The following is a 17,164-nucleotide window of genomic DNA, read 5'->3' as shown; positions in this document are numbered from 1 at the left end:
TTATCGATGAAGTCCTGCCAGCGCGTGCACCACCGCGATGAAACCCGGCCCGGCCGTGATGATCAGCAGCGCGGGCAGCAGCGTGAGCACCATCACGCCGGTCATCTTCACGGTGACTTTGCCAATGCGCGCCCGCAGCGCCGCGCGGCGCGCCTCGCGCAGCCGGTCGCCGAACTGCTTGAGCGGATCCTGCACCGCGCCGCCGTGCTGCTCGACCTGGATGATGAGCCGCACGATGGCGGCGAGGTCGTCGTTTTCGTAGCTCGTGGCGAGACGTTTCATCGATTGCTCGCGGGTGCGGCCGGTCACGAACTGCGCCTGCGCCAGCGCCAGTTCGCGCGCGAGCACGGGCAGCACGTTGCCGAAGTCGTGGATCATCACCTGCAGGCTCTGATCGAGCGACAGCCCGACGCCCTGCAGCAGCCGCAACAGGTCGACGAACATCGGCAGCTCGTTTTCCACCGCGCGCTGACGCGCCTGCGCGCGCCGCCGCACGAACCACTTCGGCGCCATGAAACCCGCCGAAAGCGCCATGAACATCAGCAGCATGAAGCGCGCGCTGCTCAAGCCGCCATGCGCGACGGCGAAGACGGCGAGCGGCGCGCCGAGCGCGCCCACAATGCGCGCCGCGAGAAAGCGGGCGCGCGCACGGACATCGAGATAGCCGCAGCGTTCCAGCAAACGCCGGTCTTCCGGCGCCACCGCGATGCGCCCGAACGGCGTGTCGAGCCACGCAACGCTCGCGCGTCCCAGCGCCGCGAACAGGCCGCGCGCCGGCGGCGGCGTGAGGCGCGTGGCCGGCGCAGCAGCAGCGGCGGCCGACAGCGACGCCGCCGCACGATCCTGCAACGCGTGATCGAGCGTGCGCGCCGAACGCTGCATGCGCAGATGGCGGCCGAACGCCAGCACGCCGCACAGGCTCACGGCCAGCGCGGCGGCGGCGAGCGCGAGCGCGCCGAGCAAGGCAGGCGTGATCGTCATGTCCGTACCCTCGCCAGCCGGTACAGCATCCACGCGCCGAGCGCCTGCAACGCCACCGCCATGTAGACGAGGCGCTTGCCGAGCGTGTCGGTCCACATGGCGTCGAAGTACGCGGGATTGGTCAGGATCACCATCGTGCCGAGCAGGATGGGCAGCAGTCCGAGCACCCACGACGACAACCGCGTTTCGGTCGACAGCGCGATGAGTTCGCGATCGGCCTGCTCCAGGTCGCGCATCAGGGCGGCCATGCGGTCGAGCATCACGTCGGAGCGGCCGCCGTATTTCACCGACACGCGCAGCACCGAGCCCACCAGTTCCAGTTCCCGCACGCGGTAGATGCGCGCCACCGCGCCGAGCGCGTGATCGATTTCCATGCCGGTGCGCAGCATCGGCAGCGCGCGGTTCAGGCATTCGGAGAGCGGCGCTTCGGCGCTGCCGAGCGCGCTCTGGAACGCCGCCGGCACGCTGTGGCCGATGACGATCATCCGCACGATGCCGTCGAGGAAAGGCGGCAGTTGCCGCACGATGCGCTGGTAGCGTTTCTGCGCGCGCCACGTCAGCCACGCGTAGACGGCGACCAGCACGAACGCCGCGACGCCCGCGCCGATCGCCGCTCCCGCGCGCACGCCGGCCCACAGCGCGCCGCAGCCGGCAACGGCGAGCGTGATCGCGACGAGCGCGCCCGGCCGTTCGATGCCCGCACGGTTCAGCAGATTGCCGACGAACGCGCGCACTTGCGCGATGCGCGCCCGGACGCCCGTCTGCATCTCGGCGGCAGGCGCGCCCGGCGCGGGCCGGGGCGGTTGTGCCGCGTGCGACGCGTGCGGAGCGGCGGCGTGCGCCGCGCTCGCGGTCTGCACCTGCCGCTCGACGAAGCGTTCCGCCAGCGCCCGTTCACGCCGCAGGGCGCTGCGCCGCCACAGCATGAGCGCCGCCGCCGCGCACAGCAGCGCCAGCATCGCGACGAGCGCGACGCCCCTAGCCACTGAAGCCCCCGCCGAAACCGCCGCCGAAGCGTCCCGTCTGCCCGAAGCCTTCCGACATCGCCACACCTTGCGCCTGACGGAATTTCGCGAGCTTCGGCGAACTCGGATGAATGCCGAGCCAGTTCCAGCGGTCCTGTTCGTCGCCGTTCATGTCGACGGACGGCTCATAGCGATACAACTCCTGCATCGCGATGATGTTGTCCGAAAGGCCGGTGACTTCGGTAACCGAGAGGATCCGGCGCCGGCCGTTCGAGAGCCGCCCGATCTGCACGATGAAATCAATGGCGTTGGCAATCTGCCGCCGCAGGCTCGCCTCGGTGCCCTGGAAGCCCGCGAAGCCCGCCAGCATTTCCAGCCGGTACAGACACTCGCGCGGCGAACTGGCGTGGACCGTGCCCATCGAGCCGTCGTGGCCGGTATTCATCGCCTGGAGCATTTCGAGCACTTCGCCGCCGCGCACTTCGCCCACGATGATGCGGTCCGGACGCATCCGCAGCGTATTGCGCAACAGGTCCCGGATCGACACGACGCCCGCGCCGTCGAAGCCGCCCGGCCGGCTTTCGAGCCGCACCACGTGCGGATGGTTGAGCGACAGCTCCGCCGTGTCCTCGATCGTCACCACGCGTTCGTGCTTCGGGATGAAGAAGGCCAGCGCGTTGAGCAGCGAGGTCTTGCCCGAGCTCGTGCCGCCCGAGACCAGCACGTTGCAGCGCGCCTCGACCGCCGCCTGCAACAGCGTCGCGATGTCCTGATTGAAGGTGCCGTTCGCGAGCAGGTCATCCGGACGCAGCGGATCGCGGCGGAACTTGCGGATCGACACGACCGGCCCGTCGATCGACAGCGGCTCGATCACCACGTTGACGCGGCCGCCGTCGGGCAGGCGCGCATCGACCATCGGATTGGATTCGTCGAGACGCCGGCCGATCGGCGCGAGAATGCGCCGCACGATGCGCAGCAGGTGCGCGTTGTCGGCAAAGCGCACCGGAATCTTTTCGAGGATGCCGTGCCGCGACACATACACGTCGCTATAGCCGTTGATGAGGATGTCCTCCACGGCGGCATCGGCGAGCAGGTCCTCGATCGGGCCGAAACCCGCGAGTTCCTTGGTCAGCGCCGCCGCCACCAGCCGCACTTCGCTCTCATTGAGCGGAATGCGGCGCAGGCGCACGAAGCTGTCCATCTCCAGATCGACGAACTGCTGGATCGCCTGGCGCGACCAGCGGCCGAATTCCGCGCCGAGTTCCTCGATGCGCGACAGCAGATGTTCGTGCGCGGCCGTGGCCACGTCCTGGAACTGCTGCGACTGGGCGAACGCGACGGCGTCTTCGGCCAGATCGTTCGCGAACGCGATGTCCTTGCTGAAGTCCTGAACCATCGTTATGACCGTCTGAGAAAGTTGGGAAGGAATTGCCCGGCGCCCAGCGCCGAGCGGAGGGACGCACGGCCGCCTGCCGACTGTGCGTCGCGCGCGGCCGCCTCGCCCGGTGCTTCACCGTGCAGGCGCGCCACCAGCGGCGCGAGCGCGCGGACATACGGATCGCGTTCGGCGCACTCGGCCAGCAGCCGGCCCTGGTTCACCGCGCGTCCGAGCGCCTGGGCCCGCTCCGGGAGCACCGCGACAAGCGGCAGGTCGAGACGCTCGGCCAGCTGGTCGGCGCCGAAGTTGAGCGCGGCGTCGAACTTGTTGACGATGAGGCCGAGTGGTTTGGCTTCGTCCGGCTCGCTTTCATCGCCCGCGCGCAACGCGTCGAGCAAGGCGACCGCCGAAACCGCCGAGGCGACATTCGGATCGCACACGAGCCAGACTTCGTCGGCGGCACGCACGGCCTGCCCGACGAATTCGAGGTTCGAGAAGCCGCCCAGATCGACGATCTGCTGATCGAAATACGCGCGCAGGCGGTTCAGCGTGCTCGTCGCGGAGGCGAAGGAAATCGCGCGCATCTCGCCGAGATCGGCAGGCAGCGCGGTCAGCGCCAGCCCGCTCGGATGACGCGCGAAGGCGGTGTTCACGAAGGTCTCGTCGAAGCGGCGCAGGTTGCGCACGGCATCGACGAAATGCAGTTCGCTGCGGGTGTCGAGCAGCAAGGCGCTGTCCGCCGCGGGCAGGCCGAGGTCGAGCAGCGCCGTGGTGCGCTGCGCCGCCGCCGCGCGTTTTTGCAGGCTCACCGCCAGGTTCGCCGCGAGCGTGCTCACGCCCACGCCGATGCGCGCGCCGAGCAGCACCGTGAGCTTGCCCTGGCGGCTGACCGGCTCGTTGCGCGGAGCCGGCCGTTCGGCCAGCAGACGCCGCGCGATCGCGAGGACGTCGGCGGGCGCGCCGCTCACGTCGGCGAAATCGCGCACGCCCGCCCGCAGCGCCGCGAGCGCCGGGGCCGGCGTCGCCAGCGTGCCCAGCGCGACGATCGGCACGGCCGGATACATGTCGCGCGCCGCGTGCGCCAGCAGGCTCGCTTGCGTGGCGTCGCCGCTCGCGCCGAAGTCGATGAAGACGACGCCCGGCGCCCGCTCGCCGATGCGCCCAGTCAGTCCGGCCACGTCCCACGGCGCGGCTTCCACCGGGCCCGCGCCCGCCAGCGCGCGTTGCAGCCAGTCGAGCCGCGCGCTGTCGGGGCTCGCGCACAGGAAGCGCGCCGGCAGCGCGGAAGCTTCGACGGGCGTCATCGCGAGAATCCCGGCGCGGCTTCGGCAGACAATGAGCCGCCGATGAACGAGCGCCATACCGGCCCGTCGCGGCGCTCGGACTGTTCGCCGGGCGTCGCGGGCAACGGAGCGTTGCGGGCGATCGGCGCGACCAGATGCGGCGTCACGATGATCACCAGTTCGCGGTCCTGCTGCGAGTACTGCAAGGTCTTGAAGAACGCGCCGATGATCGGCAGGTCGCCGAGCAGCGGCACCTTGTTGACGTTCGAGGCCGTCTCGCGATCCACCAGCCCGCCGATCACGAAGCTCTCGCCGTCGCCGAGTTCGACCGCCGTTTCCGCGCGGCGCGTGGTGAGCGCGGGCACCGAGACGCCGTCGATGGTGATCGCATGCGCGAAGTCGAGCTGGCTCGCCTCGGGCGCCACCTTCAGCGCGATGCGCTCCGGGCCGAGCACGGTCGGCGTCAGCGAAAGGCCGATGCCGTATGGCTTGTAGACGATCGTCGTCGTGCCGAGCGACTGCGGCACCGGCACCGGAATCTCGCCGCCCGCGAGGAAGCTCGCGCTTTGTCCCGAGAGCGCCACCAGCGTCGGCTGCGCCAGCACGCGCGCCAGATTGTTGCCTTCCAGCAAGCTTAGGTTGGCGAACAATCCGCGCGAGGTCGAATTGAGCAGCAGGTTGAATGCGGAACCGATCGGCGAGGTGGCCGTGACGGCGAGCGGACTGGTCGCGCCGCCCGACACGTTGCTGAGCGCGCTCGGCGCGAAGGTGCCGAACGCGAAACCCGCGTGATTCTGCGAGAACAGGTTGAAGCCGGCTTCCTTGAGCACCGACTTGCTGAACTCGACCACCTTGACGTCCACCTGCACGACGCTGCGGGTCGCGATGGTCGAGGCATCGACGACCGCGCCGTCCTTGCCCACCGACGCGCGCGCCGCCGCCGCCGCGCGCTGATGCTTGCCGACGCTCGGCGTGCTGCCGGTCAGCACCGCCGTCTTGCCGAGCACGCGGACTTGCGGCGCGTCGCTTTCGGCGAGCGCGGCGCCTGCGCCGGAGGCCACGTCGACCGTATAGGAGAGCGGCGTCCCGCTGCCGCGCTGCCACAGCATCAGGCTGGTCGAGCCCGCCGCCTTGCCGACGAGCAGCACGCCGCCGCCCTTCAGCACGTTCACGTCGGCGACGGCCGGATCGCCGATCGCCACCCGCGTCACCGTCTTGCCGGGCGCAAGCGACATCTGCGCGCCCGTCGACAGCGCAATGACCTGGCCGCGCGAGGGCGACGCCGTCGTAGCCGCTGTTTCCCCCGCCGCCGTCTGCACGGTGCCGCCGCATACCACGACCACCCAGCCGAGGAGCGCCGCCCGTTTCCATCCCGTCGATTTCTTCATGCCTTCGTCTTGCTGGTTTCTTGTCATCGTGATTCGCCGCGCTGTCCGCGTTCCGTTCTTGCCCTGACTGTCAGTACGCGACCTGCTCCGCCCGGCCGCCGCGTATCACTTCGATGCCATCGCCCGTCGCCGCGCGCGGCGCGCGTGCGACACGTGCCGGTTCCACCGCGCGACTCGCGGTGCGTGCGCCCGCCAGCGTGCCGAGCGAGAGGCCGGCGGCGGCGCGCGCGGCGCCGTCGTCGGGCTTCGCGGCGGCGAACAGCGGTGCGAACGCGTGCGGCGGCGGCGCTTCGGGATCGGCGGAATTGCGCAGCGCGAGCACCAGACGGCCGGCGTTTTCCGCGAGCGTCAGCGCATCGACATCGGCGGTGCGGACCGAGAGCACCGCGGTGCGCGGACTGCCCGCACGCAGCGCGGAATCCTTCGCTTCCTTGCCGCCCGCGCGGCCGATCGACGCGTCGCCCACGCCCAGCACGCGCACCTTCGACAGAAGCAGGCGCGCCTGCGTCGAGCCGATCTCCACATCACCCGATGCGCCTTCGCGTTTCAGCGTGAAGAAGACGTCGACGTAATCGCCCGGCCGCACGAAATTGCCGACCGCATTGGTCTCGTCGATGCGCACGGCCACCGCGCGCTCGCCGGGCGCGACGACGTCCGCGAGGCCGCTCGACAGCGTTTCGGCGGTGAGCGGCGCGCCCTTCGGCACGGCGACGAGCGGCACGCGGCCGACGATCGCGGACGCATCGCCGAAAGTGCCCGGCGCGGGTTCGGCCTGCATGCGCACGGTCAGGGCGTCGGCGTCGAGCGGCTTGCCCGCGGCCAGATCGCGCGTGGCGATCACGACCGGCGCGAGCCGTTGCGGCGTGGCAAGCGCGGCGGGCTGCGCCGGCGTCCGGTCACGCTCGGGGGAAGGCGCCGGATGGCGCGCGAGCATCACGGCGAAGATGCCGAGAATGACCGCGACCGAAAACAGCAGGATGGCAAGCGTGCGAGTGAGATTGGCCATGGTGTCAGGGCGAGTGGACCGGCAGGCGCGTGCTCATAGCACGTTGTCCGGATCGAGTTGAACCATCGCGCGCGCCACGAGCGAGTCGGGCAGCGCAAGGCCGAAGAGCGGCAGCGTCGGCACCAGCGGACGCTGCGCGTATTGATAGTCGAGCGTCACCTGGATGCAGCGCATCGAGGTGTCATAGGTGCACGGGGCCGGCGTCGCGGTGCAGTCGGCCAGTCCGGCGAGCCAGTTCGTCAGGCCCTTCGCGGCCGTGCAGGCAGCGGTGCTGCGCAGCGCGAGGGAGTCATCGACGGTTGCCGCGCCATCCTGGAAACGCAGTGCGGCGCGTGCGCCCTCCTCGGCCGCGAGCGTCAGCGACTGCTGCGCGACGAAGATCAGGCTGTAGGTGACGATTGCGTAGAACACCACGAAGAACAGCGGGAACACGATCGCGAATTCGATTGCCATGTTGCCGCGTTCGGCGCGGCGGCTGGATCTGCCGGTTTGACGTGCGGGCGTCATAAGGGCACTCCGGCGGCATGCAGCGCGAGATGACAGAGCGCGGCCACCGCGAGCAGCGCGCCGTACGGCGTGCTGTTGCGCCGCCGTTCGGCGAGCGTCATGCCGGTGGACAACTCGTCCAGCGCAACCGTAGTGCGGCGGCGCGCGAACAGCAGCAGCGCATGCAGCGCGGCGCACAGGCTGGCCGCCACCCAGACGCCGAGCAGCGCGCGCGGCCCGCACCAGGCGCCGAGCACCGCGAACGTCTTGACGTCGGCGGCGCCCATCATGCCGAGCAGCCAGAACGGCAGCAGCGCGGCGAAGCCTGCGCCGAGTCCAATCAGCCCGGCGCCGGGCGGCGTTTCGAACGGCGACAGGCGGGCCGCCGCAAGCGCCAGCGCGCACGCGGCGCCCGCCAGAACGAGCGCATTGGGGATGGAACGGCGTCGCCAGTCGCACATGGCAACGGCGCACGCCCACCCCGTGAATAATGCTGATCCGATCGAGAACATGTCGAAAACAAATCCGCCGGCAAACGAATACCGTCATCCGGATTAATCCGGATGTTTTTATATTCCAAAACCGCAAGGCGATAAACATCCTCGCGCTGGCGTGAGCCAGCGCGAGAAGAACATTAAACGCACATGCAGTCTTGCCGTATAACGGCGAAAAGCCGGCTTCTCTCAGGTTCCGGTTTTCGACAGTTCTGTCTTGATTGCCTGGAAGGTACTTTTCAACTGGTCCGCGACATCACCGACCGCCGCCATGATGCCCAGCGCAAGCACGCCGGCAATCAGTCCGTATTCAATGGCGGTAATTCCCCGACTGTCGCGAAGAAACTGCAGGAAGGTTGCTTTCATTATTAATGGCCCTCGGATGGGTTTGCTTCTCTCTGGCCGCATCTACCATCCGGTTCTGCTGCACCCTAAGTGTCAGCCCCCGAAAGGCGATCCAACTCTGTTTTGTATTGCGCTCTCGTCTACACGTCTGGCGCCTCGCGGCGAGCATTTCGTGTGACGTGTCGCTGAGAGGATTTATAACGCATGGCCATCCCAAAATCAATAATCGTCTGACCCAACTTTGTTCAATTTTTGCTTGGCTTCGCTTGATAGCATGCCTTTCGAACTTCCATTAAGTAAGCGCGACGATTGCTGGTGTCCAAAAAGGAATTAAATTCCGGCTGCATGGATTGAGTGTTTGATATATGACGAGTGCGGGTTGACAGGATTGTCTCGTGTAACCCTCCAATCCGTTACGCGAGCCGTTTCTCGTAACGTTACGTTTCCCCGAAACACTTCAAATGGTGCAACGCGTCATCACACGAGAATCATTCTCGACAACCCCCGCAAGTGCTTGAAGCGATTGGCGCTGCGTAAGCCCGCCGTCGAATGGGATCGCGCTGTCCGTGCGATGGCACACCTAATGCAGTTATTCGCCCGCGGTTCGTTCAAACAACATATCGAGGGCCAACATGAATACGAGACACATCGGACGCGAAACCCTGCGGATCACCATCATCGCGGCAGCGGTTGCGGGCGTGCTGTCGCTCGCGGCTTGCGGCGGATCGGGGTCCGTGAGCAAGGCGCCGGGCGGCGCGGGAAGCATCTCCACGGGCGATGCCGGGGGCACCGGCGGCGGTGCGGGTGGAACCGGCAGCGGTTCGGGCGGCGGGTCCGGAACGGGCTCGGGCGGAGGTTCGGGGACCACCACCGGCAGCAATGGCGGCGGTGGAAGCGGTGGAGGGAGCGGCGGCGGCACGGGCGGCGGTGGAACCGGTGGCGGCACCGGCGGCGGCACGGGCAGTACGCCGGTCCAGCCGGTCGCGGCTGTCGTCGATAAAACAGGCAACGTGGTGTCCGCGGCAGGCGACACGGTCACGGGCATCGGGACGGCAATCGGCTCGACGACCGCGCCGGGCGTCAGCCCGGGCACCACGAAAGCCGCGGGCGACGTCGTATCGAACGTGGGCGGCGCTGTCTCCACGCTGGGCGACGGCGTGTCGGCCGGCCTCGGCACCATCGGCACCAGCACCAATCCTGTGGGCACCACCGTCGCCAGCGTGGGCGGGGTCGTCCAGAAGACGGGCGACGCGGTGTCGAGCGCGGGCACGCTGGTGTCGAGTCTCGGCACCGGCGCGCTCTCCCCGCTCGCCCCGGTGACGACGCCGGTGGGCAGCATCGTCGGCATCGTCGGCAACGCGGTCCATCAGACCGGCGGCGTGCTCGATACCACGCTCACCAGCGCGCCGGTCACGCAACTCACGCAGACGGTCAGCCAGGCCATCACGCCGATCACCTCGGTCGTCGGCACGACGACGCAGACGGTCGGCTCGGTGACCGGCCTCGGCGCGCCCGTCAACAATCTCCTGACGACCCTCGGCGGCACGCTCGACAACGCCGGCAAGAGCGTCACGGGCACCGGCGCGAATCCGGTCACGGCCGGCGTCGGCAACCTGGTTTCGGCGACGGGACAAACGGTGTCGTCGGTGGGCGGCCTCGTCAACGGCGGCTCGACGGCCAATCCGCTCGCGCCGGTCACCGGTCTGCTCGGCGGCCTGACGGGCGCAGCAGGGGGCACCGGTACGGGCGCGGGCGGCGTGCTTGCACCGGTCACCGGCCTGGTCGGCGGTTTAACGGGCGCGGCGGGCGGAACGGGCTCGGGCGCGGGCGGTGTGCTCGCACCGGTCACGGGTCTGGTCGGCGGCCTGACGGGCGCGGCCGGTGGCACGGGCAGCGGCGCAGGCGCAGGCGGCGTGCTCGCACCGGTCACGGGTCTGGTCGGCGGCGTCACCGGCGCGCTGGCGGGCGCCACGGGAACCGGCGCGGGATCGACCGGCAGCGGCGCCGGCAGCGCAGGTCTGCTCGCACCCGTCACCGGACTGGTCGGCGCATTGACCGGCGCACCGGCCAGCACCGCCGGATCGCCCGGCAATGCAGGCGTGCTCGGCTCGGTGACGACGATCACCGGTGCAGCCGTCGGCGTGACCGTCGCGAGCACGCAAACCTCTACCTCCGCTGGCGCAGGCGCGGGAGCAGGAATCGCAACCACCACCGGCAACACCAGCAGCGGCACCGCCAACAACGGCGGCCTGCTGGGCACGGTGGGCGCCGTGGTAGGCGGCGTGTTGGGAGGCACGCGGCGCTAAACCGGCGCGCGGCAGGGGAGCGCGGTCCACGAAACCTGCGCTTCCCTGCTCTCTGCGTGAGATTGCAAGACACGCAGCACCCATAACGACACACGACGAAGAACGCGGCGTCATCCGAACGCACGACGTTCTCGCAACCAACCGAGGGCAACACAATGAAGATCCGTGACTGGACACGGGCGCTCATGCTCGCCGCACTGACGGCGCCCATGGCACACCCCGCGCAGGCGCAGACCGCGCCCGCACCCCGAGCCAGCGTCGGCGGCAATCCGCTCGATGCCCTGCCGCAAGTCAACACGCCGCCCAAGGCGCCCGTCGCGGTGAATGTCGCGCCGCCTGCGCCCGCGCTCGAAGCGCTCCTCGCCCATCACCTCACGCCGTCCAGGGTCGAGATCGAAGGCGTCAAGTCGCTGCCCTTCGAACCGATCGCCGCGCGCTTCACGCCGTTCGTCGGCAAGGACGTGACCGTCGGCCAGCTGATCGAGGCCGCCAACGGCATCACCGCGATGTACAAGGAACACGGCTACGCGCTCTCCTTCGCGTTCATCCCGGCGCAGGCGTTCCAGGACGGCGTCGTGCGCGTGACGGTGGTCGAGGGCTATATCGCGAAGGTCATCGTGAAGGGCAATCCGGGCGCCGCCGAGAAGCGCATCCGCGCCGTGGCCGAACGCCTGGAGGCGGACCGGCCGCTCACGCAGGCGAAGTTCGAACGTTACGTCAACGTGCTCGGGATGATTCCGGGCGTGAAGGCGAAGGTGAACGTCGCGCCGCCGCAAACCACCGACGGCGCGACGGCGCTCGAACTCGACGTCGAACGCAAGCCGTTCAACGTCAGCACGGGCATCGACTTCAATCATCCGGGCGTGCAGGGCATCCTGAGCGCGACCGAGAACGGCATGCTCGGGCTCGGCGAATCGCTGACGGCGTCCGCGCTGCTGCCGAAAGGCCGCGACGACCAGACCTATTACGCGCTGAACGGCACGCTGCCGGTGGGCACCGACGGCTTCACCGCCAAGATCGATGCCTCGCACTATCACGGCCATCCGGTCGACAACCCTGGCTTGCCGTCCTATATCGAACGCACGGTGGTCAACGACAAGCTCGCGTTCTCCGGCGTCTATCCGTTCATGCTGAGCAACGCGCGCAGTCTGATCGGCACGGCGACGGTGTACGCCTCGCATGACGAGGACCGCCTCAAGAACACGATCGTGCCCGGCAATCCGTATCTGGCCAATCGCTCGCAGGTCCGGGTCGCGCAGTTGCAGCTCGATTACACCGGCATCAGCGAAGGCGTTGTGCGCCGCGGGAGCTTCAATGTCGCGAAGGCCTTCGACGTGCTCGGGGCATCGAAGAGCGCGGACACGAACATCGCCGGCTACGCGCCCGTCAATCCGGTCTCGCTGACCTTCGTGCGCACCGGCGCCAGCGTCTCGCAAAGCAACGAATGGCCGTGGAAGATCGGCACGGTGCTGTCCGCGACCGGACAATACTCGCCCGATTCCCTGCCGACTTCGGAACAGGTGTCATTCGGCGCGCAGCGTTTCGCGCTGGGCTATCAGCCGGGAGAGGTGTCGGGGGATTCGGGCTGGGGAGCGTCGTTCGAAGTGAACCGGCCGCTGGAGGTCGGCATGACGTACTTGAAGAGCTTCACGCCGTACGTGGCGTTCGATGCCGCGCGCGTCTACCTGCATGGCGGCACGGCGAATCCGCGCAGATTGTCTTCGGTGGGAATCGGCTTTCGCGTGTCCGATGCGAAGCACTACAGCATCGATTTGTCGGTGGCGAAGGCGGTCGGCGATGCGCCCGTCGAGAACACCTCGCGCAGCCCGCGCGTGAATGCAACCTTGTCGTATCAACTGGATTGACGCGCGGGGCGAGCCCGCGCGTGCAGCACTGAAATTACGGCGCCGAAGCCGGTGCGGGCTGGCCGGCCTTCTTCGCGTTGATCTTCGCCTGCGCGTTCTGCAGGTTCTGCGGATAGTTGGTCTGCTCGCCGGACGGGTTGTAGCCGTTCTGCTCCAGCTGCTTCAGCTCGGCGTTCTTCTTCGCGCGCGCCTGCTTGCGCTCCGCTTTCCTGACCTGCTTCGGCGTGGAAGCCGCGGAATCCTGCGCCAGCGCGGGCGCGGCGGGCAAGGTCAGGAGCGCGGCGACGGACAAAGCGATGACAGCCAACGGTGCGGTGCGTTTGTTCATGATCGGTTTTCTCCGGAAGGGATGGCGACGGGTGGACTTGCTGGCATCGCAACAGCAATAGACGGGCCACATCCCCGCCACCCCTCGCGCCGCTTCAGCGATCGACGATCCGGCTCAGATTCCCGCGCACGCGCTGGAGCAGCATGACAAGCTGCTCGCTTTCCTTGCGGGTGAATCCTGCGAGCGCCTCGGCGGTGATTTCGTCGCCGACGCGCCGCGCGCTGTCGAGCGCTTTCTCCGCCTTCGCGGTCATGCGCACCTGACGTTCACGGCGATCGTCGGGATTGAGCAGCCGTTCGATCCAGCCGCCCTCTTCCATGCGATCGAGCAGCCTTCCGGCGGAAATCGGCGCGACTTCGAGCAAGCCGGCCAGACGCGCCTGATTGACCTCGCCGTAATGCGAGAGATAGGCGAGCACGCGGCATTGCGCGCGCGTGAGATTGAGCGACGACTTCGCGAGTTCGTCGAAACGGTTGCCGCACAGGCGGTCCACGTCCGCGACCAGGAAGCCGAAGCGTTTGTCGAGTTGGGTTTCCATCGCGCGATTATAGGGAACAGACAGCCTCCCGCGCATCCACCGTTTATGTCCGCATTGGCGCGCGGCAGCCGTCGTCTTATAATAAGCGTGCTTATCATCACCCTGATTACAATCTACAATCTGCCGTCACGCGCGGCCGCCTCCATGTCCTCCGAAGCATCAACAGCAAGCGCCGCGGCGCCTCTCAACCGCGGCATGCTGACCGTCTCGATCATGCTCGCCACGCTGATCCAGACGCTCGACAGCACCATCGCCAACGTGGCGCTGCCGCACATGCAGGGCGCGCTGTCGGCGTCGCAGGACGAGATTACGTGGGTGCTGACCTCGTATATTGTCGCGGCCGCCATCGCCACGCCGCTGACCGGCTGGCTCTCCGACCAGCTCAGCGTGAAGAAGCTGCTGTGCATCTCCATTGCCGGCTTCACGGTGGCGTCGGCCTTGTGCGGGTTGTCGGAGACGCTGGCGCAGATCGTCGCGTCGCGGCTGTTGCAGGGCGTGTTCGGGGCGTCGCTGGTGCCGTTGTCGCAATCCATCCTGCTCGACATCAATCCGCGCGAGAAACAAGGCCAGGCCATGGCCGTGTGGGGCATGGGCGTGATGGTCGGCCCGATTCTCGGCCCGACGCTCGGCGGCTGGCTCACCGACAGCTACAACTGGCGCTGGGTGTTCTTCATCAATGTACCGATCGGCGCGTTCGCGCTGTTCGGTGTGACGACGTTCCTGCCGGCCCAGGTTGCGCGCCGCGCGGTGAAGTTCGACGCCTTCGGCTTCGCGACCCTGGGCCTGGCGATCGGCGCTTTCCAGGCGATGCTGGACCGCGGCGAGCAACTCGACTGGTTCGGCTCGATGGAAATCCGCATCGAGGCCATTCTCGCCGCGTTGAGCTTCGTGTTCTTCATTGCGCACACGGCGACGGCCGGCCCGCGCTCCTTCTTCAAGTACAAGCTGTTGAAGGATGGCAATTTCGCGACCGGCACGCTGTTCATTTTCGTGATCGGCGCGGTGATGTACGCGACCCGCGCGCTGCTGCCGCCGATGCTGCAAAACCTGATGAACTATCCGGTCGCGACCACGGGCCTCGTCACGGCGCCGAGCGGCGCGGGCACCATGCTGGCGATGCTGATGGCGGGCCGGCTGCTCAAACACGTCGATGCACGCGTGCTGCTGCTTTCGGGCTTCCTGGTGTCGGCGTATGCGCTGTGGCAGATGATGCACTACACGATCGTGCTGTCGGCGTCGGATATCGTGTGGCCCGGCGTGATCCAGGGCTTCGGGCTGGGGCTGGTGTTCGTGCCGCTGTCGGCGCTGACCTTCTCGACACTGGCGCCGGACCTGCGCGCCGACGGCACCGCCACTTACAGCCTGGCGCGCAATATCGGCAGCAGTATCGGTATTTCGATCGTGCAGACGCTGATGACGCGCAACACGCAGATCGCGCACGCGGACCTGGCTGCGCATGTCACGCCGTTCAATCCGGCGATGCAGTCCATCCTGAACGGCTCGATGCAGGACATGGCGATGCTCAACCAGACCATTACCCAGCAGGCGACGATGATCGCCTATATCAACGACTTCAAGCTGATGTTCGTCGCGACGCTGCTGGTCGTACCGCTCTTGTTGCTGATCCGGCCCGCCAAAAACGGCACGGCCGACGACAACATCGCGCACGCGGCGATGGACTGAGCGCAGCCACCGTCAGCGGCGCCTCAGACGCTGACCGTGCGTTTTTCGAGCATCCCGCCGAACGCCTCGGCCGACAGGGGCATGGCGAGCAGAAAGCCCTGCATTTCGTCGCACGCCATGTCCTGCAGCCGGTTCAGTTGCGAACCCGTCTCGACGCCCTCCGCCACCACGTCCATGTCCAGCGAATGCGCGAGCGCGATGATCGCCGAGACGATCGCGCGGCCTTCCTGGCCGTTCTCGTCGAGCCCGTTGGTGAAGAAGCGGTCGATCTTCAACTGCTTGGCGCGGAAGCGTTGCAGATAGGCAAGACTCGAATAACCGGTGCCGAAATCATCGATGGCGATCTCGATGCCGTTCTCCTGGAACGCGCGGATCATCTCGATGGTCCGCGGCGCGTCCTGCATCGCCACCGTTTCGGTGATCTCGAACATGATCTGTTCGCTCGGCACGCCCTCTTCGCGCACGATCCGCATGACGTTTTCGACGAGATCTGCCTCGTGCATCTGCCGCGGCGACAGGTTGATCGCCACCTTGACCGGCGGGCGGCCCTCCGCGCGCCAGCGCGACAAGTGCCGGCAGGTCTCGCGCACCACCCAGTAACCGATCTGCACGATCTGCCCCGAGCGCTCGGCGATCGGAATGAATTCGAGCGGCGTCAGTGTGCCGATCTGCGGATGGTCGAGGCGGATCAACGCCTCCGCGCCCGCCAGGTCGCCGCTCTTGCCGTGGAATTTCGGCTGGAACAGCAGGTAGAAATGCCCGCCGCTCAACGCCTCGTGCAGCGCCTGCTGGATCTGCAGCGTGCGCACGGCCGCCTCGTTCATGCTCGCCTCGAAGAAGCGATAGGTGCTGCGTCCGCCGCGCTTCGCCTCGTACATCGCGATGTCGGCGTGTTTGAGCAGCGCCTCCACGCTGTCGCCGTCCTGCGGATACAGCGCGATGCCGATGCTTGGCATCACCTGCAACGGATGGCTCGACACCATCAGCCCCTGTTTCATCGTGTCCAGAATACGCTCGGACATTTTCTCGGCGTCGGTGGGCGCGTTCAGGTTTTCCAGCATCACGACGAACTCGTCGCCGCCCAGACGCGCAACCGTATCGCCGCCGCGCACGCATTCCTGCAAACGGCGCGCGAACGCCTTCAGCACTTCGTCGCCGATCGTATGGCCGAGCGAATCGTTGATGGTCTTGAAGCCGTCGAGGTCCATGAAGAGGATCGCGAAGCGGCTGCGTTGCTGCGTCGCATGGCGGATCGCCCGTTCGATGCGTTCGTTCATCGTGCGGCGGTTGGGCAGATCCGTGAGCGTGTCGAAGGTGGCCATGCGGACGATCTGGCCGTTCAGCCGCGACACCGAGCCGGCCAGCAAGGCGGTGCGCGCGTCGAAGCGCGACAGTACCAGCGTGATGATGAGGATCGCAAACGTGAACAGCGCGACGGTGGTGGCGAGCCAGTGCGCATCGACATCGTTGGCCGCGCCGCAGATGGAGCCCGGCACGAATTCCGCCGCCGCGTTTCCGGTGTAGTGCATGCCGCAGATGGCGATGCCCATCACGACCGCCGACCCGACGCGCTTCGCCATCATGTTGCGCAGGTTCGCGGCCGAGAGCGTGTGCGCGATCCACAGCGCCGCGCCCGACGCCACCACGGCGATGACGATCGACGCCGCATACAGCACCGGATCGTAGGTGATGGCCGGCTGCATGCGCATGGCGGCGTCGCCGGTGTAGTGCATGGCGGCGATGCCGGCGCCCATCAGCAGGCTGCTCGCGACGAGCCGTCGGGCCGTGAGGCGCTTGCCCGTGATCACATGCAGCGCGAAGAACGACACCAGCACCGCGATGCCGAGCGATCCGGCGGTGATCTTGAGGTCATAGCCGAGGGGAATTGGCAGCTGGAAGGCCAGCACGCCGATGAAATGCATCGACCAGATGCCGATGCCCATGGAAGCGGCGCCGCCGGCCAGCCAGATTTGCCGGCCGCGCGACTGCGCGAGGTTGGCGATGCGTGCCGAAATGTCGAGTGCGGTAAATGAAGCAAGCGTCGCGACCACCAGCGATGCCGCGACCAGCCAGAGATTGTAGGTGCCGTGCATGTTCGCCAATGGACCGAAGACTCGT

At 67.7% G+C, this 17,164-nt stretch carries 15 protein-coding genes; 3 read left to right on the top strand and 12 right to left on the bottom strand.

Annotated elements, in window-relative coordinates:
* The 9 genes from QCE69_RS23710 to QCE69_RS23670 all read right to left on the bottom strand — a co-directional run bounded on the left by QCE69_RS23710 (nt 1) and on the right by QCE69_RS23670 (nt 8,347).
* Nucleotides 1-981: a type II secretion system F family protein gene (locus QCE69_RS23710; RefSeq protein WP_309923593.1), complete on the bottom strand. Its 981-nt coding sequence runs from the start codon at nt 979-981 to the stop codon at nt 1-3.
* Entirely contained in the window at nt 978-1,967 is a 990-nt protein-coding gene (locus tag QCE69_RS23705) for a type II secretion system F family protein (protein WP_404987425.1), read from the bottom strand. Before QCE69_RS23705 ends, QCE69_RS23710 begins: the two co-directional genes overlap by 4 nt.
* Nucleotides 1,960-3,342, bottom strand: coding sequence for a CpaF family protein (locus tag QCE69_RS23700; protein ID WP_309815713.1), 1,383 nt, complete (start codon nt 3,340-3,342; stop codon nt 1,960-1,962). The genes QCE69_RS23705 and QCE69_RS23700 overlap by 8 nt, the downstream gene beginning before the upstream one ends.
* Nucleotides 3,343-3,344: 2 nt before the next feature.
* A complete protein-coding gene (locus tag QCE69_RS23695; RefSeq protein WP_309933330.1) occupies nt 3,345-4,628 on the bottom strand; it encodes a fimbrial protein in 1,284 nt (427 codons plus the stop codon).
* Nucleotides 4,625-5,995: a type II and III secretion system protein family protein gene (locus tag QCE69_RS23690; protein ID WP_309933329.1), complete on the bottom strand. Its 1,371-nt coding sequence runs from the start codon at nt 5,993-5,995 to the stop codon at nt 4,625-4,627. The genes QCE69_RS23695 and QCE69_RS23690 overlap by 4 nt, the downstream gene beginning before the upstream one ends.
* Before the next feature lie 70 nt (nt 5,996-6,065).
* Nucleotides 6,066-7,001, bottom strand: coding sequence for a Flp pilus assembly protein CpaB (gene cpaB, locus QCE69_RS23685; protein WP_309933327.1), 936 nt, complete (start codon nt 6,999-7,001; stop codon nt 6,066-6,068).
* A gap of 33 nt (nt 7,002-7,034) precedes the next feature.
* Nucleotides 7,035-7,508, bottom strand: coding sequence for a pilus assembly protein (locus QCE69_RS23680; RefSeq protein WP_309923584.1), 474 nt, complete (start codon nt 7,506-7,508; stop codon nt 7,035-7,037).
* Nucleotides 7,505-7,999, bottom strand: coding sequence for an A24 family peptidase (locus tag QCE69_RS23675; RefSeq protein ID WP_309933325.1), 495 nt, complete (start codon nt 7,997-7,999; stop codon nt 7,505-7,507). Before QCE69_RS23675 ends, QCE69_RS23680 begins: the two co-directional genes overlap by 4 nt.
* Before the next feature lie 171 nt (nt 8,000-8,170).
* On the bottom strand, nt 8,171-8,347 hold the full coding sequence (locus QCE69_RS23670; RefSeq protein ID WP_309815697.1) for a Flp family type IVb pilin: 177 nt from the start codon (nt 8,345-8,347) through the stop codon (nt 8,171-8,173).
* 611 nt (nt 8,348-8,958) lie between these two features.
* Here QCE69_RS23670 and QCE69_RS23665 point away from each other — a divergent pair.
* Nucleotides 8,959-10,632, top strand: a complete 1,674-nt coding sequence (locus QCE69_RS23665) for a collagen-like triple helix repeat-containing protein (protein ID WP_309933323.1) — start codon at nt 8,959-8,961, stop codon at nt 10,630-10,632.
* A gap of 155 nt (nt 10,633-10,787) precedes the next feature.
* A complete protein-coding gene (locus tag QCE69_RS23660) occupies nt 10,788-12,497 on the top strand; it encodes a POTRA domain-containing protein (RefSeq protein WP_309933321.1) in 1,710 nt (569 codons plus the stop codon).
* Nucleotides 12,498-12,531: 34 nt separating this feature from the next.
* On the opposite strand, the gene QCE69_RS23655 is transcribed toward QCE69_RS23660, so the two are convergent.
* Both QCE69_RS23655 and QCE69_RS23650 read right to left on the bottom strand, forming a co-directional pair.
* The gene (locus tag QCE69_RS23655; protein WP_309923574.1) at nt 12,532-12,825 is read right to left on the bottom strand and encodes a DUF4148 domain-containing protein; all 294 of its coding nucleotides are present in this window, start codon (nt 12,823-12,825) and stop codon (nt 12,532-12,534) included.
* Nucleotides 12,826-12,919: 94 nt separating this feature from the next.
* The gene (locus QCE69_RS23650) at nt 12,920-13,363 is read right to left on the bottom strand and encodes a MarR family transcriptional regulator (protein WP_309923573.1); all 444 of its coding nucleotides are present in this window, start codon (nt 13,361-13,363) and stop codon (nt 12,920-12,922) included.
* Nucleotides 13,364-13,507: 144 nt separating this feature from the next.
* On the opposite strand from QCE69_RS23650, the gene QCE69_RS23645 reads away from it, so the two are divergent.
* Nucleotides 13,508-15,046, top strand: a complete 1,539-nt coding sequence (locus QCE69_RS23645) for a DHA2 family efflux MFS transporter permease subunit (protein ID WP_309933319.1) — start codon at nt 13,508-13,510, stop codon at nt 15,044-15,046.
* Between the two features lie 23 nt (nt 15,047-15,069).
* Here the strand turns inward: QCE69_RS23645 and QCE69_RS23640 are convergent, their stop codons facing one another.
* On the bottom strand, nt 15,070-17,139 hold the full coding sequence (locus QCE69_RS23640) for an EAL domain-containing protein (RefSeq protein ID WP_309934170.1): 2,070 nt from the start codon (nt 17,137-17,139) through the stop codon (nt 15,070-15,072).
* Nucleotides 17,140-17,164 lie beyond the last annotated feature (25 nt).

Origin of the sequence: Caballeronia sp. LZ032, assembly GCF_031451315.1 — a bacterium.
GTDB lineage: Bacteria > Pseudomonadota > Gammaproteobacteria > Burkholderiales > Burkholderiaceae > Caballeronia.
The sequence above is the reverse complement of the archived record's forward strand: the minus strand, read 5'-3'. Positions and strand labels throughout refer to the sequence as shown.